The sequence below is a fragment of the Psychrobacter sp. N25K4-3-2 genome (assembly GCF_015351755.1).
In the GTDB taxonomy this organism is placed as follows: Bacteria; Pseudomonadota; Gammaproteobacteria; order Pseudomonadales; family Moraxellaceae; genus Psychrobacter; species Psychrobacter glaciei.
Genome location: NZ_JADKLX010000002.1, coordinates 622,028 through 643,138 on the forward strand (window position 1 = coordinate 622,028; position 21,111 = coordinate 643,138).

General features: G+C 44.6%; 16 protein-coding genes. 7 read left to right on the top strand and 9 right to left on the bottom strand.

Going from position 1 to position 21,111, the window contains the following annotated elements; genetic code table 11:
- Nucleotides 1-77: 77 nt before the first annotated feature.
- Nucleotides 78-680, top strand: a complete 603-nt coding sequence (locus IOD06_RS07620) for a LysE/ArgO family amino acid transporter (protein ID WP_194620306.1) — start codon at nt 78-80, stop codon at nt 678-680.
- A gap of 220 nt (nt 681-900) precedes the next feature.
- Here IOD06_RS07620 and IOD06_RS07625 read toward each other — a convergent pair whose 3' ends face one another.
- The 3 genes from IOD06_RS07625 to IOD06_RS07635 all read right to left on the bottom strand — a co-directional run bounded on the left by IOD06_RS07625 (nt 901) and on the right by IOD06_RS07635 (nt 4,024).
- Nucleotides 901-1,542, bottom strand: a complete 642-nt coding sequence (locus tag IOD06_RS07625; protein WP_194620308.1) for a MarC family protein — start codon at nt 1,540-1,542, stop codon at nt 901-903.
- Nucleotides 1,543-1,953: 411 nt separating this feature from the next.
- Nucleotides 1,954-2,814, bottom strand: coding sequence for a carboxylating nicotinate-nucleotide diphosphorylase (nadC, locus tag IOD06_RS07630; RefSeq protein ID WP_194620310.1), 861 nt, complete (start codon nt 2,812-2,814; stop codon nt 1,954-1,956).
- Nucleotides 2,815-2,989: 175 nt separating this feature from the next.
- Entirely contained in the window at nt 2,990-4,024 is a 1,035-nt protein-coding gene (locus IOD06_RS07635; protein WP_194620312.1) for a hypothetical protein, read from the bottom strand.
- Nucleotides 4,025-4,378: 354 nt separating this feature from the next.
- Between IOD06_RS07635 and nadA the strand changes: the two genes are divergently transcribed.
- The 3 genes from nadA to IOD06_RS07650 all read left to right on the top strand — a co-directional run bounded on the left by nadA (nt 4,379) and on the right by IOD06_RS07650 (nt 8,381).
- Complete coding sequence (gene nadA / locus IOD06_RS07640) at nt 4,379-5,488, top strand: quinolinate synthase NadA (RefSeq protein ID WP_320157429.1); 1,110 nt, start codon at nt 4,379-4,381, stop codon at nt 5,486-5,488.
- Nucleotide 5,489: 1 nt separating this feature from the next.
- Nucleotides 5,490-7,409, top strand: coding sequence for an L-aspartate oxidase (gene nadB / locus IOD06_RS07645; protein ID WP_194620317.1), 1,920 nt, complete (start codon nt 5,490-5,492; stop codon nt 7,407-7,409).
- Between the two features lie 78 nt (nt 7,410-7,487).
- Nucleotides 7,488-8,381 (top strand): phosphatidate cytidylyltransferase, encoded by an 894-nt coding sequence (locus tag IOD06_RS07650; protein WP_194620319.1) that lies wholly within the window; start codon nt 7,488-7,490, stop codon nt 8,379-8,381.
- A 235-nt stretch (nt 8,382-8,616) separates the two neighbouring features.
- Here IOD06_RS07650 and IOD06_RS07655 read toward each other — a convergent pair whose 3' ends face one another.
- Genes IOD06_RS07655 through IOD06_RS07665 form a run of 3 tightly spaced genes read right to left on the bottom strand, consistent with a single transcriptional unit; the run spans nt 8,617 to nt 13,484 of the window.
- A complete protein-coding gene (locus IOD06_RS07655) occupies nt 8,617-9,444 on the bottom strand; it encodes an SDR family oxidoreductase (RefSeq protein WP_194620321.1) in 828 nt (275 codons plus the stop codon).
- Nucleotides 9,445-9,452: 8 nt separating this feature from the next.
- Nucleotides 9,453-10,670 (bottom strand): patatin-like phospholipase family protein, encoded by a 1,218-nt coding sequence (locus tag IOD06_RS07660; protein WP_194620323.1) that lies wholly within the window; start codon nt 10,668-10,670, stop codon nt 9,453-9,455.
- A gap of 3 nt (nt 10,671-10,673) precedes the next feature.
- Nucleotides 10,674-13,484 (bottom strand): alpha/beta fold hydrolase, encoded by a 2,811-nt coding sequence (locus IOD06_RS07665; protein ID WP_194620325.1) that lies wholly within the window; start codon nt 13,482-13,484, stop codon nt 10,674-10,676.
- Nucleotides 13,485-13,767: 283 nt separating this feature from the next.
- Here IOD06_RS07665 and IOD06_RS07670 point away from each other — a divergent pair, with 283 nt between their 5' ends.
- The gene (locus IOD06_RS07670) at nt 13,768-14,679 is read left to right on the top strand and encodes a lysine exporter LysO family protein (RefSeq protein WP_194620327.1); all 912 of its coding nucleotides are present in this window, start codon (nt 13,768-13,770) and stop codon (nt 14,677-14,679) included.
- 43 nt (nt 14,680-14,722) lie between these two features.
- On the opposite strand, the gene IOD06_RS07675 is transcribed toward IOD06_RS07670, so the two are convergent.
- The 3 genes from IOD06_RS07675 to IOD06_RS07685 all read right to left on the bottom strand — a co-directional run bounded on the left by IOD06_RS07675 (nt 14,723) and on the right by IOD06_RS07685 (nt 18,651).
- The gene (locus tag IOD06_RS07675) at nt 14,723-15,928 is read right to left on the bottom strand and encodes a hypothetical protein (protein WP_194620328.1); all 1,206 of its coding nucleotides are present in this window, start codon (nt 15,926-15,928) and stop codon (nt 14,723-14,725) included.
- Nucleotides 15,929-15,998: 70 nt separating this feature from the next.
- Entirely contained in the window at nt 15,999-17,267 is a 1,269-nt protein-coding gene (locus IOD06_RS07680) for an FAD-dependent monooxygenase (RefSeq protein ID WP_194620330.1), read from the bottom strand.
- A gap of 73 nt (nt 17,268-17,340) precedes the next feature.
- Nucleotides 17,341-18,651 (bottom strand): UbiH/UbiF/VisC/COQ6 family ubiquinone biosynthesis hydroxylase, encoded by a 1,311-nt coding sequence (locus IOD06_RS07685; protein ID WP_194620332.1) that lies wholly within the window; start codon nt 18,649-18,651, stop codon nt 17,341-17,343.
- Nucleotides 18,652-19,230: 579 nt separating this feature from the next.
- On the opposite strand from IOD06_RS07685, the gene IOD06_RS07690 reads away from it, so the two are divergent.
- Nucleotides 19,231-20,319 carry a PhoH family protein gene (locus IOD06_RS07690; RefSeq protein ID WP_194620334.1) on the top strand — a complete coding sequence of 363 codons (1,089 nt, stop codon included), beginning with the start codon at nt 19,231-19,233 and terminating at the stop codon, nt 20,317-20,319.
- Between the two features lie 173 nt (nt 20,320-20,492).
- Nucleotides 20,493-21,089, top strand: coding sequence for an rRNA maturation RNase YbeY (gene ybeY, locus IOD06_RS07695; protein WP_194620345.1), 597 nt, complete (start codon nt 20,493-20,495; stop codon nt 21,087-21,089).
- Nucleotides 21,090-21,111 lie beyond the last annotated feature (22 nt).

The window sequence follows — 21,111 nt, forward strand, 5'->3', positions numbered from 1 at the left end:
CTTATCTTAACAGTTTTTTGTCACGCTGCCAGTAAGCAAACGTCAACGTTTTGGTCTTTAACATTGAGTAAATGGTTATGAATGCACCCGATTATATTTCTGGTTTTTTGCTGGGATTATCGCTCATTATCGCGATTGGTTCACAGAATGCCTTTGTGCTTAAACAAGGACTCAAACGCGAGCACATCTTTTTTATCTGTCTCTTCTGTGCGGTCAGCGATGCGTTTTTAATCTCTGCAGGTGTTGCGGGCTTTGGCGCGGTGACCGCTCAGTATCCGCAAGTCGTCAACATTGCCAAAATTGCAGGCGTCATATTTTTGCTGGGCTATGGATTCCAAAGCTTGTATGCCAGTGTACGCCTATCCCATGCGCTGACTGTCGACGGACAAGTTGTGACCAGTTTAAAAAAGGCGCTATTGCTCTGCTTTGGCTTTACTTGGCTCAACCCACATGTCTATCTAGATACCTTGGTGCTCGTTGGCATGGTTTCAACTGGCGCTAGTAGTAAACTGGCCTTTGCGGTTGGGGCTGTCAGTGCCTCATTCTTTTTCTTCTTTGCATTAGGCTATAGCGCACGCTTACTCAGACCTCTGTTTGCCAAGCCAAAAGCGTGGAATATACTTGATGCCTTGGTGGGTATATTGATGTTTTACTTGGCTTGGCATCTATACCAAAGTTAGAAAACAGCTATAGTCAATCCACTATAAAAGCGTTACAGCGTTAACCTCGCTTGAGGTATTAAATATACATCTACACTTGGTTGCCTTGTACCACTTTTAAATTGAACCGACTATAGTCAAATTCATATAAATGTACAGTCAAAATCAAAAAACCCAAACACATTCTATAAACGTGTTTGGGTTTTTTTAGGCTCAACAAAAGCTATGTTCAGAAAGGCTATTATATTAAGTTAGGAAATAACGTACGCAATCCATTGACGATAATTTCAATAGAAACCGCAGCCAATAACATACCCATGATTCGGCTCATGATATTAAGCCCAGTATCACCCAATAAACGGCTAATACGACCTGCCGCCATCAATGCCAAATAACAAAAAAGACTGATTAAGAAACCTGCAACGATAACCGCAGAAACACGCAATATGCCTGAAACTTGAGAAGAATAAATAATAACCGTAGAGATACCACCCGGCCCAATCATCATAGGAATAGCCAGTGGTACTACTGCTGAGGCGGTACTTGGTAGTGCGTGTTTATCGTATTCAACATCGAAATTTTCTTGATCAGGCTTAGCGGGGTTACCATCGCCATTCATCATGTTCAAGGCAATCAAAAATACCAATATGCCGCCTGCCAACTGAAACGAGCCAATAGAGATACCAAGTGCCTTTAGAAGCACCTCGCCTGCCACGGTGAAAAAGCTGATGGTGATAAAAATAGTCAAGCAGGCAATGCGTGCTACTTTACGTCGATCAATCATCGAGTAGCCGCGCGTCAAGTCCAAAAACAGCGTCAAAGCTGCAAAAGGATTAATCAAAACCACAAAGGCTAAGATGATTTTAATAATTTCAGTATCCACTGAGCGCTCGCTTATCTATCGGTAAAACTTGGGCAAAAAGATAAGGCCATCGTGCGAGTGCAACGATGACCAATAGGCGGTTAGCAGTGACATTGTAGCATAGGCAGATAAGCTAATTAAATCATTAACTTTGCTTAACATTCTGATATAAGCGCATTAGCGGCAATAGCTGATTATCATAGATCGCTCAGCAACTTCTAACGGATAAATAATCGTATCAATAGTCGCCAATAAAAACGGCTCGTTACCCCGTTATAGTCGATACTAAATAAAATAGATACACGACATTATAATGCGTGACTGGTACAAATTTTTCTTGCTTGCTATTCCTGTGCAGACAGAGGCGACAAAAAATTTATATCAGTCACACTGTCTCTTTTTTATATTGAACTGACTATATAAAGTCAAACGTTATGCACTAAAATCAAGACCGATATCTAGAGCAGTGGTACTATGCGTCAAATAACCCATCGCGATAAAATCAACACCCGTTTTTGCGACTGCTTGCACAGTCTCAGGGGTAATACCACCAGAGGCTTCCGTCTTGGCGCGACCTTTACACATGGCCACTGCTTGCGACAATATTTCAGGTGACATGTTGTCTAATAGTACCAAGCTCACACCAGCGTCCAAAGCCTGCTCTAGTTGCGCTAGCGTATCGACCTCCACTTCAATCGAAATGAGATGGCCCGCGAAATTTTGTGCTTGCTTGATAGCTGTTTTAATATCGCCTGCAATAGCAATATGATTGTCTTTGATTAAAATTGCATCATCTAAACCCAAACGATGGTTGCGACCGCCGCCGCAGCGCACCGCGTATTTTTGCACGATACGTAAACCGGGAATGGTCTTGCGCGTACAGGTAATTTGCGCAGGATAATCCGCCACAGTGTCGACAATCTGCTGTGTCGCCGTCGCAATACCACTCAAATGCGTCATGAAATTCAATGCCGTACGCTCTGCCGTTAATAGATGACGTGCATTACCACGTACGATAGCCAATACTGTATCTGCATCAACCTTCTCACCATCGATGACCTGAGCGATAAACTCTATCTGCGCATCAACCAAAGCAAAGGACAGACGCGCCAAATCCATACCACAGATCACGCCTGCTTGCCGTGCTTTAATCTGGAGCTGCGCCTGCATATCGGCGGGAATGGTGGCTTGCGAAGTCACATCTCCGCGTCGACCCAAGTCTTCGGTGAGGGCAGCCTCAACCAAGGGCTTAAGCAATACTTCATCCAACGCTGGCTCTCGTTCAACTGTCATCTTTAACCCTTATATAAGTATGCTATGAATATAAATTCGATTGATTTAAACTCAAAATGAGCATAAATATAGCGTAAAGTTAGCCTTCCCGCAAGGATAGGTCGGTATTTTATGTGTCTAGTCACCGTTTATAAACACAGCATATGGCAGAAATATCGTAGGAATAATCTGACAACTATTTGTTTCGTTTGGGCAATTTGCTGTCCATTAGCAAGCTTTGTAGCTCAATATCGTGACGGAAGCGATAGAGCTTGGCAGGTCGACCGCGCTGAGCGCTACTACTCTCTCCTGTCTCCATCACTAAGTTCTGTGAATCAAGCAAACGGCGAAAATTCTGCTTATGCAGACGCACCCCTGATAAAGCCTCGACGCTTTGCTGCAACTGCGATAAAGTAAAAACGTCTGGCATCAAACCAAAAATAAGCGGTCTGTATTCAATCTTAGCACGCAGTCTCGAAATAGCCGTCGCAATCACGCGTCGATGATCGTAATACATCGGTACGCCTATACGTTGTGACCAGTCATCTGGCAAGACAACGGCTTGATAAGTTGGCGGGTAATTGGGCGCTTCGGGTATCAGCCCCCCTTCATACAGCATCTCATAGCGGAGCAGTACGTGCTCTGCGATCCACTCCCTACTTTCATGAGCATGGTCGCCAACCAAGTCTGTGTCTGTCAGTTCGCCACCTGCTAAAAACGCTTCACTCAGTCCCCAACACAATCCAATACGTTGGCGTCGACGCTGTTGCACAATCAAGTCTTCGGCAGTATTTGCCCATTCCAATAGTACAGGTACGATAAAGTCTGTGATGATACTGGGCATACCATCTAAGTGATTTTCCCACGGGAAATAATCATACCAATCACGCCATAGTGCCTCGCTTTGTAGCTCTTGCATCTGCGTCTCTTGCACCAAACCCAAATAGCTCACATAAACCAGCGCATGACCATCGATATTACGTCTATTGGTATCAACAAAGGTATATAACTGCTCCAGATAACCAAGCGGTTGCTGCGTCTGCTCCTCCACCCATTGACGCACGCCTGCTTGCAAAGAGCGATGCAACGGCATCAAAGGACCATTGGGCAGCAGCTTGCCTTGATCCACTGTTAATACACGGGCTGTGTGGTCAGTGATGGCGACTAGCACTGCGACCACTTCAGTGGTACCACTTCCCTGTTGATGCGCATGTGAATAAGACAAAGTCATAGTTTTGGCGACAATCCTTTAAATGTAGTCATTGAATAATAAGTTCATAAAATGCGGCTTTGATACTGTAGATGAGTATAACGTGAATCCCAGACTATCATAGCCTGCGGTTGTAATTCTACAAAACTAAAACTGCGGTTTATTCAACGACTTTACGGTCTGATGAGTTAAAAAATAAGTACTTTCATTGAGGCAGTTATAAAAAAACACTTGTATTTATGCTCAAAATGAGCATAATTAAAACATCTTATTCATTAGCAATATTCAATTGACTTATTTTTAGCGGCATATTACTTGTCGCTACTGTATAAAAGGTTTGCCTTTATGAAAACTTATCCTTACGACGCACCTATCATGAGTACGGACAATCGCATCGCCACTCAAATGAACATCGAATATGCCAAAGCTAAAATGCCAGCAGACTTGCCGCGCGCTGAACGCATCGTGGTTGAAGAAAACATCAAGAAGCTATTAAAAGAGCATAATGCGGTATTGGTCGCCCATTATTATGTCGATCCCTTTATTCAGGATTTGGCATTGGCAACGGGCGGTTGTGTGGGCGATTCACTAGAAATGGCACGCTTTGGGCAAGCGCACAGTGCACAGACATTGGTGGTCGCAGGTGTACGCTTTATGGGCGAGTCTGCAAAGATACTGAGTATGGAAAAAACGGTACTGATGCCAGACTTAGAAGCTGAGTGCTCGCTTGATTTGGGCTGCCCTGCTGATGAGTTTTCCGCATTTTGTGATGCCCATCCTGAGCGTACCGTCGTGGTTTATGCCAATACTAGCGCTGCCGTCAAAGCCCGTGCTGACTGGGTGGTGACGTCATCCGTTGGCATCGATATCATTCGCCATTTGCATAATAATGGTGAAAAAATTATTTGGGGCCCTGATCGCCATTTAGGTAAATATATCGCTAAAGAGACGGGCGCAGATATGCTGCTTTGGCAAGGATCGTGCCTCGTACATAATGAATTTAAAGCGACCGAGCTGCTGCAATTAAAAGAGGAGCATCCAAACGCTAAAGTATTGGTGCATCCTGAATCGCCTGATAGCGTGGTGGCGCTCGCCGATGTGGTCGGCTCTACTAGCAAATTGTTGCAATCGACTTATGAGATGGATGCCGATACCTTTATCGTCGCCACCGACTTAGGTATCTTGCATGAAATGCAAAAGCGCTCGCCAAATAAGCGTTTCTTAGCAGCGCCTACTGCTGGTGAAAGCGCAAGCTGTAAGAGCTGTGCCTTTTGTCCATGGATGGCGATGAACGGCTTAAAAGGTATCGAGCAATGCCTAACCAATCAGAGCGGTGAAGTTTTGATGACGCCTGATCTGGCAGTTGCGGCTAAAAAGCCCTTGCAACGTATGCTTGATTTTGCCGAATCACAAAAACAGCGAGTGGTAGCGAGCGGTGACATCGTTAAAGACCGCGAGCTGTTCGCCAATGTCGGAGCAGCCTAATATGAATGCGCTGTCTACAGCGGAAGCACTAAATGCTGATAATTTTGATGGAGCGGTACAAACCGATGTCCTAATTATCGGTGCAGGTCTGGCTGGTTTAAGCACGGCTCTAGCATTACCAACATTGCTGAATATTACCGTATTGAGCAAAGCCGACTTGGAAGTTTGCTCAAGCCATTATGCGCAAGGTGGTATTGCTGCCAGCCTAGATAAAAATGACTCTGTCGCTGACCACATAGCTGATACCTTAATCGCTGGCGCAGGGTTATGCGAAGCTGACAATACCAGTAGCATTTTAAGTGCCGGACAGCAGGCTGTGCAATGGTTATGTGAGCAAGGTGTGCCTTTTACCCAGATACAGCAAGATGATAATGCAAAACCTTTCACTGAACTACAGACTGCTAGCTTACATTTAACCAAAGAAGGCGGGCATGGTTGTAGGCGGGTCGCGCATGCGGATGATGCGACTGGTCGACATATTATGGAAGCCTTGACCATAAAGGCTCAATCTGCTGCCAATATCACTATTTTGCCTTATCATGAAGCGCTGAGCCTTTTAACAAGCAGTGATAATCAGTGCCAAGGGGCGCAAGTTTTTGATCATAGTAGTCAACAACAACTGACTTTTTATAGTCGCGCAGTCGTACTGGCTAGTGGTGGCTTGGGTCAATTATTTAAGCGTGCCAGTGCGCCCAACGTCTGTGTCGGTGATGGCGTAATGATGGCATGGCAAGCAGGCTGCCGCTTAGCAAACTTAGAATTTATTCAATTCCATCCGACTGGTTTGGCGTTAGATGACAGTAGCTTTTTGATATCGGAAGCCCTACGGGGTGAAGGTGGCCGTCTGACCTGTCCACAAACCGGCGCGCGCTTTATGTTGGACATTGACGAGCGTGCAGAACTGGCACCACGCGATATCGTCGCTCGTGCTATTGCTGAGCAGATTAGTACGAATGGACTTGGCTACGTAAACCTTGATGTCAGTCATCTGCCAGAACAGTTTTTACGAGAGCACTTCCCGCAAATTTATCAAACGTTATTAGAGCTTGGCATCGATATGACTACTGACCCAATTCCGGTCGCGCCTACCGCTCATTATAGCTGCGGCGGTGTAGTCACATCTGTCAATGGTATGACCGATGTGGCAGGTCTCTATGCCGCTGGCGAAGTTGCCTATACAGGTTTGCACGGGGCTAATCGCTTGGCGAGTAATTCACTTTTGGAGTGCGTGGTGGTTGGGCGCAATATCGCTGCTGACTTACCGCGCTATTTAAAAGACGTGACCGAGCTCAGTCAAGCGACATATTTTAATAAAGTAAATCAATCAGCCCTTGGCATTTGGACGCTGCCAACGCTTAAAGATACTCAGCCCATTACTCTGCCACCGTCTACTGACCATGAAAGCAATACTCATCATAACGTCAATATAGATGCGGATATAGCTGGGATAACCGCCAAACTAAAAGTTCTGATGACTGCTCATATGGGTATCACTCGCAGCGCTGGGCAATTAGCACAAGCATTGCTACAAATAGAAAATTGGCAGCAGCAGCTTGAATGCCTTAAGTCTGATCCTCTCAAGATAACTAACGCTCTCAATATAACTAATTCTCTCGATATAAATAGTCAGAGCAATACCATTCCCTATGATGGCTTGGCATACTTTCAATTAGCACGACAATTACAATTAGCGACATTGATTATTCAGTCGGCTTATCAGCGTTATGAGAGTCGCGGTGGTCATTATCGTCAAGACTATCCGCATTTGGCGACCATACCTCGGACGAGTGTGATTGCGCCCTTATCGAAGCTGATAGATGATGACAAAACAGGTAACAAAGAAGGTGGCATTGATTGGTTGGTTCAGCCTATAATCGGTGACACAGAGGTTGGATCAGCACATACCGTTGCTAATGTTTAACAGCGATTGAAGGTTGCTACTCTAACCATCACAAAACGGTAGATTGCCGTTTTTTATTGACCTCAAAATGCTAAAAATATGGCTACTGATACGCTGTTTGTGATCGGACTTATGATGGTCGTCAGTTTGACGTGGGCCTTGCTTGCCCTACCTCGCTTGCGTAAGCGCCTGCCAAAAATTTATCTGATTGCACGCTCGTGGTGGCTGATGTTAGCGGCGCTTTGCGCTTGTTATGTTATCGCTAAGATAACGGATAATAGCCAACCCTCACAGCCTCCTACCTACCCCTACCAGTGGATGCTCATCGCTTTTTTCGTCTTAATTGGTTTGCGTGGTAGCTATGAGATCAAACGCTTATGGTGCCTACGCAACAAAGCTGTGCTGATTCACAAGCTCCAAGCGCGCGGTTTACAAGCGAATACTCAGCCTTTTAGCCAAACCCTTCCTCATTCTCCTCAAGCTTACACACGTTTAAATCTGTTAGACCTATTCTTTAGTTTTGCTTTTATCACCCTGATTATCAGTCTCATTGCCTTACAACAATTAATCTGGCAGCGCGAGCAGTATGGCGTTTTATTTTTTGTATTATTCTCCAGTCAATTTAATGATATTGCCCAGTATTTATGTGGACAATTGCTTGGTCACAAGCTGTTTAAACGCGGTCTTGCCCCAACCATTAGCCCGAATAAAAGTATCGAGGGCGCTCTTTTCGGTAGTATGCTTGCGGCACTATTGGCGACGCTATTAGGCATTTGGCTCACGCCTTTTAGTTGGTGGATTTGCTTATTAGCCGCTTATGGCTTAGCGGTCAGTGGTATTGCTGGAGATTTATTAGAGTCCGCCTTTAAGCGTCAGCACGGGGTAAAAGACACGGGTACGATGCTCGCTGGACATGGCGGCGTATTAGATAGAGTGGATAGCTTACTGATTGGCGTACCGCTATTTACCTTGTTTTATTGGCTGCTCGGCTAAGTTGTTATATAGTCGATTCAATTTAAAAGTAGTACAAGGCAACCGAGTGTAGATGTATATGTGATACTTCAAGCGAGGTTAACGCTGTAATACTTTTATAGTGGAATGACTATAGTCGATCCACTTTTAAAAGATACAGTGCTACTGGGATTAGTTATTCGCAGCCTCTATCGGCGTAGGCACAGCAAGCAAGAAAAATTGATACCGGTAGCACGTTATAATAGTTGTCTTTCTTTTATTTAGTATATCCAGTAGGTTTATCCAATCTACTGCGCAATATCCAGTTAAGCACAGGCTTAGGTAAATGATTGAGCGCCCGAGTAATATAGCGCATAGAGCGTGGAAAGATTGCCAGCTCAATATCATCATCAATCGCTTGCATGATATGGTCAATTGCTGTTTGAGTCGTCATTATAAAGGGCTTATGGCTAGCATCGCCGTCATTCAAATCACGCAACGCTTGAGTATCGATATAGCCTGAGGCAATACAATTCACTTGGATATCATGAGGTGCAAGTGCCGCTCGATAAGCGCTGGCAGTCGCAATCATGGCACGTTTGCTTTTGGCATAAAGACTGGCATAAGGATAATCCATAGTACCGGCGATAGACGCGATACAAATCAGACTTCGTCTGCTGTTTCCGTTGAAATCCAACGAACAACTTTGGCGCTTTAACTGCTCACTTGCCCATCTAAAAACCTGCTCAAACGCTTGCAAATTAATCGCTAGCATTTGATCGCTGTCTGCTTGACTCAGATCGTGGACGCGCTCGTTGGTGTAACTACCCGCGCTATAAATCACTCTTTGAAAGCTGATATCTGACAGGCTCTCTAATAAACTTTGTGTTTGCACACTATCCATCAAATCACAGCAATAAGTGACAATATTAGGATACTGACTATTGATATTATCTATCTTCTCCATACTATGACCAACCACGCTTACTTGCCAGCCAAGCGCCTGATAATGCAGCGCCAACGCCAAGCCAAGTCCACTCGTACCGCCAAAAACGATAAGATGCGATGGCTTATGAGTGGAAGTAGATTGTGTAATATTTTTCATTTGTGCGTTCATAGACCCTGCTGCCGTATATAGTCAGCTGTACGCTGATAGCCATACTGCCATTGCGCCTGCATTTGCTGCACAAAGCCATCATAGTCACTGTGAATAAGCTCAACGGTCATTTGTCTGATATCAAAACGCTTTTGTACATGCTGCCCTGCCAACTGCTGAGCATTATCTGCAAAGGGTAACCAATGCAATTGATGGCTATTTCTTTCTGACTTCACAAGTGATGACGTTTCCATTGGCTGATAACCATGCACCTGAGCCAAACGCTCATTGGGGTCAAAACCAAAAACGCGCTGAATCGCTGGTGCCGCCAGCCATGAATCATAACCTGCCTTGGTCTCTGCAAATACAGTCTGCCCTAGCTGACATGCTAGCTCGATCGGCGTAAGATTAATCACCCCGCCTAAGCACCACCCCAAATCGTCTATAGGCGTTGGCGGTAGATAATACATATCTGCCATGGATGCCCGAACCGCTGAATTAAATTCCCACTGCTTTACGACATTTACTGACTGATGAATACGCCTATCGGCAAACGTATGCGCAGGTGAGTTAAGCATTTCATCAAAATGCTCTGATACTGCCAAACGCGGTGGCGCAAATAATAATTCTTGTAGTTTAAACTCATTGTGAACAGATTTATCAGCATTAGGCGTTTGATTAGGTGCTTGATACAGTCGACTAGCGATAAGAGCTATCTCTGGCGCGGCGGTATTAAACGAATTATTATTCTGCTTGGGAGAAAAACGAGACAATTCATCGAGCCATTGCCCCTCGTTATCTATCCGAAACATTGCCAACTGCTGCAACTCATCTAATAGTCGTTTGTAGCTGTCTGCTTGCTGCTGTTGTTGGCGGTTGGACAGCTGCCGTGACAAGCGCCAGCGTTTAAGCGCCTGAGTCACATAACGTATTTTCAATCGTTTATTGGCTTCGTCTGGCGCGACATGTCTAATTGCAGTAATGACGCGGTACAACTCACGGCTGCACATCAGCTCCTGCAAATCCTTGGGGTCAGGCGCTAAATTGACTAAATAAGCCGACAGACTACCACCGCAAGTGCCGACGATGATATCTGGTGTCAAATCATGGGCAACCAATGCCGCATAACTGCCCAAATAATAACCAAAACGCGAGCCACCTCCGGAGAAAAGCTGGACGCGCTCATAAGGTTTGCTGCTTTTTCTATTCAAAGGCTTGACGCTTTTATTATTCATCTATTACTTATCAGCATTTGGTGCTGTTTTAATTGCTAATGACACGGTAAAGATACCAAAACGATCGATACGCATGGCGACTTTCTTAAAGCCAGCATTCTCAACCAATTGATCCATTTCCGCTTGTGAGCGACAGCGCATCACCCAACTGCTACCGCGATGATTGTTTAGGGTTTTACTAATAAATTCTTGCTCAGGATGCCAAGGCTGATTGGTATAAAGTAAATAACCACCAGATTTTAAACTGTCATAAATACCCGTTAACGTAGTCGCTGGTAGCGTATTGTCAGAAAACAATTCAAACACGCCAGAGGCAATGGCGATATCGAATTTTTTATCATCAAGATCTTTAGCATCGCCACTTCCCTTCTGCACATGAGAATAACTGGCAGGGTCAAACGCATCTTTTTGACAAGTAAGGACTCGATCAGCAATCTCTAACTGCTCCGCCTTTGCCTGTAATGCTTGGATATTATGCTGCTCATAATCGCGTAGCTCAGCGCGCAAGTTGGTAAACTCTGTCAATAAATCAAAGGCGTAAAAGCCATGCCCACTAGCGATATCGAGTAGTTTCGGCTGAAATAACTCAGTGCCGTTTTGCTTAGCTTGGTTTTGACTAGCTTGGTTTTGATTGCCAGACTTTATATCTGCTAAAGCTTCACGTGCGAGCTCTAATATATGCTCACGGCGGATACGAATCCCTTGCCAGCCAATATTGCTTAAGTAAAACTTATCGACCGCCTGACCAAATTTATTCTGACCACTGGGCTGATTATAATACACGTGATCAAGCGAGTGACCCGAGTCAAACCCATGTTCAAGCCCTGTCGCAATCGCATCGCTAACATGACCGAACTTTTGCATCGCAAAACGGGTAATCGCAAAGCTTGGATTGAATGGCTTAATCGCTAAGCGGTCTACCTTATCTTTACTCGCGCTATTCAAATGAGCGGTACTCAAATCAAGTGCTTGGACTTGTGTGCTAAATACTTGCTCAGCGAAATCAATACAGTCGGCAAAGACATCTGCTTTATTGGTCTCATGAAAAATCGCATGATAGCTGTCTGGGTACAACTGCCAGCGTTTAACAGGTGTATTAATCGCTTCATAAAACGTGCGTTCAGCCTGCTTATCGACCACATAATCTTTGCCCGCGCATAAGACAAACGTCGGTACAGTGATAGCACCCGCATCATCGAGCAAGCGTTGACCGGTTGCGTGCGTATCGATGAGCAAGTCGGTCGAGATACTGTTTGAGATTAGCGGATCGGCATTATAAGCTTGCTGCGCGTCTTTATCATGCGTTAAGACTTGCGCTTTGACGTAGCTGCTCACGCGTGACATCAATCCAAGCGCGCGAGCCACCTTTAACGACGGTATGGCAAATGGCATATACAAGCGAATACTCAACGCTGGCGTACCTAATATCATTCCGCGAATATTTGGCGCGTAATCATGTACCCATGCTGCTGCGAGTACCGCGCCGATACTGCTGGCGACGATTAATGTATCCTCAATAGCAATGCCCGTTTGCCCGATAACCAGTTGCACAAAACCGTCTAAATCGCGCTCTAGCTCGGTGATGCTTTCAGCATGATCCTTGATACCACCTGAGCGCCCATTACCACGCGCATCCCAAGCAAATACTTGATAGCCAGCTTTTGCAAATTGTTCCCCAAGTTCTGCTAAGCGTCCAGAATGTTCGTGACCACGATGTAACAGAATGACTTGGCGCTGTTGTGTGTGTCGCTGACCGGCTTTTTTTATACCCTCTAAAGGCATCGTCAACCAATAGCGATAATAGATTGCCGTGCCATCATACGCGTTGTAGCAACTTTCACCGCTAACAACTTCGGACGATAATAAATTAAGGTCATCGCTAACCTTGTTTGGGGCAGCTTTAGCATTGGTAGACTGGGGATTTTTAGAAATAGCGGGCATTGTCTGGGACTCCAAAAGGGACGTTTTAGCAGCAGAATTTGATAAAAGGGTATTTAATGAAGGGAAATTTGATGAAAAGGTATTGGGAGATAGCGTATCAGGTTGATCAATAATCGCTTGGCAATCGATAGATAATACAGATTGATACGATGTGTCTGGTATTGACTCAAGACTGTCTAAACGGTTTGAGCGTAGCACAGGTGGTTTACGCATCAAATATAAGTCTGCCATATAACGCAGTCGATTGAGACAAGTTTTTAGTAGCAGCGCCTCTGTGAGTATAAATAATTGCCCTACTCTGATATGAAATAACGCGGGCGGTACTTTACTTGCCATAAAAGTGCCAAGCACACCGAGCACAAAAGCACGATCACTTTTGCCCAAAGGCCCTTGATTCGCCCGAACATTTAAGCTTTTATTACTAATTATCGCTAGCAATTCAGTGCCGATACTGAGCACGATTAGACCGACAATATGTTGCTGATGGATTGATATATTGTTGGGAAAATTGACTGCCGACGCTTGCAAATTACCATTAGCAACATGCGTAGCAAGACTTGCGATAAGCGCCGTATCAGCCACGATATCACCCACTTCATTGAGCACTTCACCAAGCCTTGATGCTTGCCCGTGCTCGCGCGCCATCATGCCATCGATAGCATTGAGCGCCATGCGTACAAACAATGATGAAGGCAATAAAAGCCATAATTCCTGCTTCTCAGTTGCAGGCTTGGCAATCACATAAGCCGTACCGAGGCTCAATAAGATGGCTGATACCGTCACTTGGTTAGCGGTAACCTTTTGCTCGACCAATGCATCGCTAATTGGGCGCAATTGATCTTGAAACTGAGATTTGAGCTGATAGAGCGACATAAGGCGAGCCAAATATATTCAGTTCTTTAATGTAGCAACAAAAGTTGGTTAGGTAAATACTTAAGTATTGCTGTTAGCTGTATTATCATGCATAAAACCCTATCCTACCGTCTCGCTACAAAGGTGCTTACCTTATAAGCCAACATTTAATGGTTAAACAGTCAGTTTTCACAAGGAATCTTAGTCGCTCATGTCAGTATTAATCGCTTGATATGCTACAATCCTCAGCTTCTTAGAAATACCTTCTCAAAAACACCTTCAAAAATGCTACGAGCCTGCCACCATGCAAAGCCTGATTACCCTTGTTCTGGTATTAATGCCAATGTTTATTGGTTTTGCCATTCCTTCTAATCCTACAATGACCAAGCTTGCGGATAAAGGCTTGTCTTATCTGGTATTTATCATCTTGGCGCTGATTGGTATTGAGCTGTCACAAGTGGAAGGGCTTGGCAGTCAGATAGGTGAGATTGCGCTGTATGTCACTATATTGTCGATACTGACGATTGGTACGGGCTTATTTTCCCTGATGTTGTTCGATCATTTGCGCCCATGGCACGCCAAAAAACCCAGCGTAAAATCTAAAGAACATCGCGTCAGTATTCGTGGCAGCCTCGCTCAGGTGATTTGTGTAGTCATTGGTATGGTGATTGGATACTTCCTACCAGACAATTATATGCCACCCGAAAACACCATGACGGTGATGTTAATGATATTAATTTTGCTGGTCGGTATTGGATTGAAAGGCTCAGGTATTACTTTAAAAGAAGTGCTGCTGAATAAACGCGGCGTTGAGATGAGCATTATTTTCACGCTAGCGGTATTGGTTGGTGGCTTACTATTTGCGCTGATGTTCAGTGAGGTATCGTGGACGAAGGGCTTGGCATTGGCATCAGGGTTTGGTTGGTACTCGCTATCTGCAATCGTCATGACCGATGCTTATGGCGCGGTTTGGGGCAGTGTGGCACTCTTTAACGACTTGGTACGTGAGTTTTTTGCGCTGATATTTATCCCCGTCTTTATGCGTAAATATCCATCAGCAGCGGTAGGACTTGGCGGCGCGACGAGCTTGGACTTTACCTTACCGATCATTCAACAATCTGGCGGTCTAAAAGTTGTGCCATTAGCGATTAGTTTTGGCTTTATTATTAATATTGTCTCGCCTGTGTTGATGGTGGTATTTTCGGCGTTGGGATGATAGCAAAAATTTTGATTCAAATAGGGTGAGAGTCCTTTCATTATCAAGCCATCGGTAACGCTTTATCCACTCGACAAGCCCTATCATGCCAATCGACAAAAGCCTTTATCGCTACAGACTCTAATTGATGACTGGCTTCCTTGCCAGCAAAACTCTCAACATAATGACAAGTACGATAGCCTTGGGCAAAACGATCATAGTCAACAATCCACTGTTTACGCGCTTTTAACTCATCTTGACGTTGCTCAATGCTACTATCTACATCGATATTATTAGAGCCAAACCAAAAGTTTTTAGCAGGGATATCTTTAGTCAGTTTTTTACCCTCAACCTCACCCATACGCCACGGCTTAGCAGTGAGCCGCGCTCGAAAGCACTGCTGTATTTGACTCAGACGCACATAATTGGCATCCGCATGGAAATACTCAAACCACTCCGCGACCAACTCATCACTTGGCGCGATAGTATCGTGTGTGGCAATAATGCGAAATCCTGCTGGCGTTTGATACAAACGAAAGCGTTCGGTAGGATGATTGGCAACACGTTTTTTGATTACATCCGTCATGTAAGGCAGTAATGAGGCGATATCATCGGTATATTTTTGTGCGTGTGCTTTGTCTCTTTGGCTGGCCTGTTGCCATAAATAAGCAGTCACGCCAAACATAACTGCTAATAGCCACAACCATGATAACCCTAGCCAAGCGATGACACTGGCGATAAGAATAAACACAAGGATAAAAACCCAAATTTTTAATTTGCTTGATGGTTTACTTTGATAAGTGGGTATAGCAGGCATAAAACCATTAGAGCTGTAATGTTCGGGATATAAATGACCTAGTAGATCTTTATTATCGACATCAATGATTGCGATGTTATCGACGTTAGCGACTTGTGCGCCGTAACTATTACGCGTAACGATAAGCTTCGTCACTGCTGCACTATTATTGGATAATTCATTTTCTGGAAAATCATGCTCAGAAATAATCTCTTCACGAATGGGAATACCGTTGCTTGCGTTATATTCTTCCCTGCGCTCACGACGTAAGATATCTTCACCTGCCAGCCAGCGGTTATGCGTCTCTCTCACGCGAGATTTAGCATGGCTTAGCGCTTCTGCTTGACTGACATCTGACCAACCATAACGTTTAATAGTGGCTTGTTTAGAATTAAAAGTATCAGACGTGTTATCAGCCGTTCCTGATAACTCAAAGCGCTGTTTGTATTGCGCCCAGTATTTAGGGATTAGCATGGGGTTTGCCTTTGGATAAGTCATTTAAGATAGATAATGGATAAGTGCTCAATATCTCTAAGTCAAAACCTTAAACCCCGCTCGCCTGCTTAGCAAACAGTCTCATCAATGGCTTAATTTTGCCCACTCGATACATACCTTCGCTACGTATTTGTTGAATAGGACGCATCTGTGCAAGCGACCCTGCGAATAGCCAGTTAAGCGCGGAAAAGCTGTGCATCATTAAACTGTTATGTGAACGACGCAAACGCTCGTAGCTACGCAATGTTTGATTACCGCCCCAACTGGTTCCACCGCTACGGGCAAAGTCGTGTGCCAATTGCTCGCTTAAAGTCTGCACATCGAGCATGCCTAAATTCAACCCTTGACCTGCTAGCGGATGGACACCATGCGCCGCATCACCGATTAAGACCAAATTATCTGCGACATAACTTTTCGCTTGTTGCGCAGTCAATGGAAAACTGGCGATGGACTCAATCTGAGTGATAGCACCTAGCTCATAGTTACTGGCAGCAGCCAATTTATCAGCGACAAAGTGCGCATCTTCCTCTATCAATGCCAATGCTTGATTGCGTGGTAGTGTCCACACGATCGACTGCCAGTGTTGCGGATTGGCTTTATCTGCATCAGTGATATCCGCTAACGGCAATAGTGCCAGTGTACCTGTGGGCAGCATCGCTTGGCGTGCGGTTGCTTGATGTGGTTTTTCAGTGTGAATCGCACAGCAAATCGCAGTTTGATTATAATCGAGTGTATCGAGTCCAATGGCTGCTTGCTGGCGCACAAATGAACCGCGACCATCAGCACCGACCAGCAGCATTGCATCGATATTAGTATGATCGTCTAAAGTCACACGGTAGCCTTGCTGCGTACCCAGCCAATCCATATTGATAACTTTATGTCCGGCGATAACGGTTAGATAGTCACTGACATCATCCTCAGATAAACGCTGCCATAGCGCATGTTCAACGACGGCGGGCTCAACCATGCTGCCAAGCATTTTCGGTAGCGTAGTATCAGAATGGTTATTACCACTGTCGCCAAATAATAACTCGCCCATGCCGTTGAGTTGCCATACCTGCATTTGCGAGTAGTCCGCTTTACGCTCAGAGGTAGCAATTTTTTGCCATGCGCCGACATCGTTGAGCAAGTTAATACTGGCCACGCTCAGTGCATAAACGCGAGCGTCGCGTTGCTTCAATATGTCTTGCCACTCTGACTCATCACGTTCAGGGCGTGCATCAATTAACGTCACGGGCATTTTTGCTTGCGCCAGTTTTAACGCCAATGTCGCCCCAACAATACCGCTACCGATAATCAGCGTATGATTATTTTTCATAAGTTATTCCTACTTTTAAATGCCATCGTATAGAACATTGGTATAGACCGTTGATATAACGTAATGTGACAAACTACGACTTTAGTCCCATCGCATAATTGGCGATTAGTGGCTTAATATTTGGCAGTTTATCAAAGGCAACCAAGGCCACATTCCGTGCCAGCTTAATGGCGGGGTTAGGATGCGTAAAGCCATGTACCACGGCATCACAGAAGCGAATGACGCGTTTTTGATCGGTTTGACGTGCCTTCTCATAGCGTTTTAATAATTGCGTATCGCCAATGTCTGCGCCTTTTAGCACTTGCGTACTCATCATCTGCGCCAGCACATGAGCATCACGCATACAGAGGTTAAAGCCCTGACCGGCGACAGGATGTAAGGTATGCGCCGCATTGCCCATAACCACACAGCGACCATCGACTTGTTTGTCTGCCAATACTCGTGTTAGTGGATAAGCACCGCGACGACCAGCTGTGACAAACGTGCCAGCACGCTCACCAAAGGCTTTCTGCAAAGTTGCTAAAAAATGCGCATCGTCTTCTAAATATTTATTTTCTTCACCCGTTGGACATACCCAAACCACCGAGCGTCTATAACCTGTTTGATACTCATCATTGCCATCGCCGTCTGGATCTGTCAATGGTAATACCGCCAGTGGCCCTGCTGGGCTAAAACGCTCAATCGCGACATGCCCGTGTGGTTTGTCAGTCTCTACCACACCGACGATAGCGGTTTGCTGATAATCATAAGTCGTCGTGCCGATATTCAATAGCTGACGCACCGTAGAGTCGCGACCATCACAAGCGACCAAGACGCTAGCTTGCAACTGCTGCTCATGCTCCTCTTTACCATAGTAGCTAAAGCTCAACGTCACCATGTCGTTTTGCTGCGCAACTGCCGTGACATTCGCATGATCAATTAAGGCAATGAGCGGCTCTTGCTGAGCGGCAAGCAATAGCTTACGTCCCAGCCAAGCATTTTCCATGACTTGACCAAATGACTCTACTTTTTCTTCGTCTTTATTCAGCTGCGCGCGTCCAAAACTACCTTGTTCACTGATTTGAACTGCATCAATGCGACAAGCATGACTTTGCAGCTCATCCCATAGACCAATCTCTTGGTAAATCTGTACCGTACGCCGTGATAGTGCCGTATTGCGGCTGTCTAAATAATGGCTTCGATTACTGTCATCATTTGGACTGATGGTTGGATAGCCCATCTTTTCGAGCAAAGTACTGGCGATACCATGATGCGCTAGTAGCAACGCAAAAGACAAACCCACGTGCCCACCGCCAACGATAAGAACATTCTGATCAGTGACTGCCCTTGAATTGCCAAATTTGTTTTTGGCATTCGATAAATTTGAATCCGTATTTTGCATCATGATTATTCCTATTGTGATCTATTTGGTATGCTGGCTGGCTATCAGTCATCAGCAAAAACTTTATTATTATAGAAGTTATATTACTTTATATAAAAACGCCATCGTTCTATTAAGAGGTGAAGCTCAGTATTAAGTTTGCTATTTAGACAGCGATGTAAATAGTGATGATATGGCTGATAGATTACCACAAATTGTCCGTCATTCTGTGCTCTTGACGGTATAGACAGCGTGTACAAAAAGCATCGACTATCTAAAATAACAGCGCCAGCTTACTTGAGGCACAAAGTTAATCAGCTTAAACGGCAGTGCTTCCAAAATCTTGGTACAGCGGTTGCAATCGCCATACAAAAACAAGGCTGTCCATGCCATCTATGGCTTGAATTTTAAAATCTATCTACCATAATAAAGGAAGGCCATTCACTTGTTACTATCGATAAATTACATAATAATTTTACCGTCATTGTTGTCTCTACTCTCTAAAAGTATTACTGACTATTTTATCTATTACACCCATGCTTCTATCAATAAATAGGAATAGCATCGGGCTACCAATATAAGGATAATCGATTGACTGATTCCATGAGCCGCCGTATAAAGTTCGAATCATTGACCCCAGCACAGCTCAAAACCGTGCTTGGTGAATATAACAACCACATGAAATATATCCAAGAACGCCTCGATATCAAAATCAGCCAACGCCAAGGGGACTTTTGCCTGAGTGGTGATATAACTGGCGTTGAGCGTGGCGAACGCATCATTTACAAAATGGTCGATGAAGCTCAAAACTCAAAAGATATTAGCGCAGAAGAGCTGCACCTCATTATCCAGTCAAGCATCTCGCGCGATCAAGATAACGAGGAAGATGAGCAAGCTACTGCTGAAGAAAATGAGAACAATTTAGAAACCGCTAGTGAGTTCACCCCGATCAGCTTGCGCACGCGCAAAGGTAAAATCATTCCGCGCGGTGGCAATCAACAAAGTTATGTGAAAAACGTTTTGAGTTCTGATGTCTCGTTTGGTATTGGGCCTGCGGGTACGGGTAAGACGTATCTTGCTGTTGCCTGTGCGGTCGATATGATAGAGCGTAATGAGATTGAGCGTATTTTATTGGTACGCCCTGCGGTAGAAGCAGGCGAAAAGCTAGGATTTTTACCGGGTGACTTGTCACAAAAAATCGATCCCTACTTACGCCCGTTATACGATGCGTTATACGAGATGCTTGGCTTTGAAAAAGTCGGCAAAATGATTGAAAAGCAAATCATTGAAGTTGCACCACTTGCTTATATGCGTGGTCGTACCTTGAACAATTCGTTTGTTATTTTGGATGAAGCACAGAACACCACACCTGAGCAGATGAAAATGTTTTTGACACGCTTAGGCTTTGGCTCACGTGCAGTCATCACAGGTGACATTACTCAGGTCGATTTACCACGCGGTACCAAGTCAGGACTGACGCAAGCGCTCGAAATTTTAAGCGGTATCGAAGAGATTCATATCACTAAATTCGATTCAAAAGATGTGGTACGCCATCAATTGGTACAACAAATCGTTGAAGCTTATGAAGTATTTGACACTGAGCAGTTGATCCTAGAAGAAAAGCGCAAACAAGAACGCTTAGCTGAGCAAGAGCGTAGACAAGCGATCAGCAACGCGACTGCTAAGTTATAAGTGAGAAGCTATAGCTGATAAATTGTAGCCATAATGAAACGTTGAACATTAGAACCTTTAGCTTTAAAACATTAGGTTTCAAAATATTAGCTTTCAAAATAATCAAAACCGGATTACTAAAGACAGTAGTTCGGTTTTTTATTAGGGCGTGTTGTTTCTTAAAGGATAGAAAAATGAACCAAGCTAATGATAATAATATGACTGAAACAGGTGCAAATAATCTGACCAGCGCAGATCTCAATGTCAGCGCGATTGACAGTATTGATGATAATTTGATTGATCGCTTTTATAGTGCAGATAATCTGTTACCAGTCATAATGGCAACGCTGAATTATATCGATGAACGTATTAACACTGGTATGACTCTGCCCTACTTTTCAGATATTGACTCTGAGCAATGGCAAGAGAAGCCAAAAGCACTCGATATATATATTACGGATGAGACAGAAGGACGTGAGTTGAATCTGGAAGCGCGTGGCAAAGATTATGCGACTAATATTTTATCCTACCCGAGCGATATGCCAGCTGCCATCATTGAGCTGATGCCAACGCTGCCACTGGGTGAGTTAATTATTTGTCATGAGGTCATGGTACGTGAGGCCGCCGAGCAAGACAAAACCGTCGCGCAGCATATTAGTCACCTATTGATACATGGTGTACTTCACTTAGTAGGGTTTGATCATGAGCTTGGGCAAGCCGAGCAAGATGAGATGGAAAGCTTTGAGATTGAGATTTTGGCAGGCTTGAACCTACCAAATCCCTATATTTAGATGTTTGCGCTTTTACTCACTA

Excerpts from the sequence above, each read along its gene's own strand:
- IOD06_RS07620 (WP_194620306.1), top strand. The coding sequence starts at position 78 with ATGAATGCACCCGATTATATTTCTGGTTTTTTGCTGGGATTATCGCTC.
- nadC (WP_194620310.1), bottom strand. The coding sequence starts at position 2,814 with ATGACAGTTGAACGAGAGCCAGCGTTGGATGAAGTATTGCTTAAGCCC.
- IOD06_RS07635 (WP_194620312.1), bottom strand. The coding sequence starts at position 4,024 with ATGACTTTGTCTTATTCACATGCGCATCAACAGGGAAGTGGTACCACT.
- nadA (WP_320157429.1), top strand. The coding sequence starts at position 4,379 with ATGAGTACGGACAATCGCATCGCCACTCAAATGAACATCGAATATGCC.
- nadB (WP_194620317.1), top strand. The coding sequence starts at position 5,490 with ATGAATGCGCTGTCTACAGCGGAAGCACTAAATGCTGATAATTTTGAT.
- IOD06_RS07650 (WP_194620319.1), top strand. The coding sequence starts at position 7,488 with ATGGCTACTGATACGCTGTTTGTGATCGGACTTATGATGGTCGTCAGT.
- IOD06_RS07655 (WP_194620321.1), bottom strand. The coding sequence starts at position 9,444 with ATGAAAAATATTACACAATCTACTTCCACTCATAAGCCATCGCATCTT.
- IOD06_RS07660 (WP_194620323.1), bottom strand. The coding sequence starts at position 10,670 with ATGAATAATAAAAGCGTCAAGCCTTTGAATAGAAAAAGCAGCAAACCT.
- IOD06_RS07665 (WP_194620325.1), bottom strand. The coding sequence starts at position 13,484 with ATGTCGCTCTATCAGCTCAAATCTCAGTTTCAAGATCAATTGCGCCCA.
- IOD06_RS07670 (WP_194620327.1), top strand. The coding sequence starts at position 13,768 with ATGCAAAGCCTGATTACCCTTGTTCTGGTATTAATGCCAATGTTTATT.
- IOD06_RS07675 (WP_194620328.1), bottom strand. The coding sequence starts at position 15,928 with ATGCTAATCCCTAAATACTGGGCGCAATACAAACAGCGCTTTGAGTTA.
- IOD06_RS07680 (WP_194620330.1), bottom strand. The coding sequence starts at position 17,267 with ATGAAAAATAATCATACGCTGATTATCGGTAGCGGTATTGTTGGGGCG.
- IOD06_RS07685 (WP_194620332.1), bottom strand. The coding sequence starts at position 18,651 with ATGATGCAAAATACGGATTCAAATTTATCGAATGCCAAAAACAAATTT.
- IOD06_RS07690 (WP_194620334.1), top strand. The coding sequence starts at position 19,231 with ATGAGCCGCCGTATAAAGTTCGAATCATTGACCCCAGCACAGCTCAAA.
- ybeY (WP_194620345.1), top strand. The coding sequence starts at position 20,493 with ATGAACCAAGCTAATGATAATAATATGACTGAAACAGGTGCAAATAAT.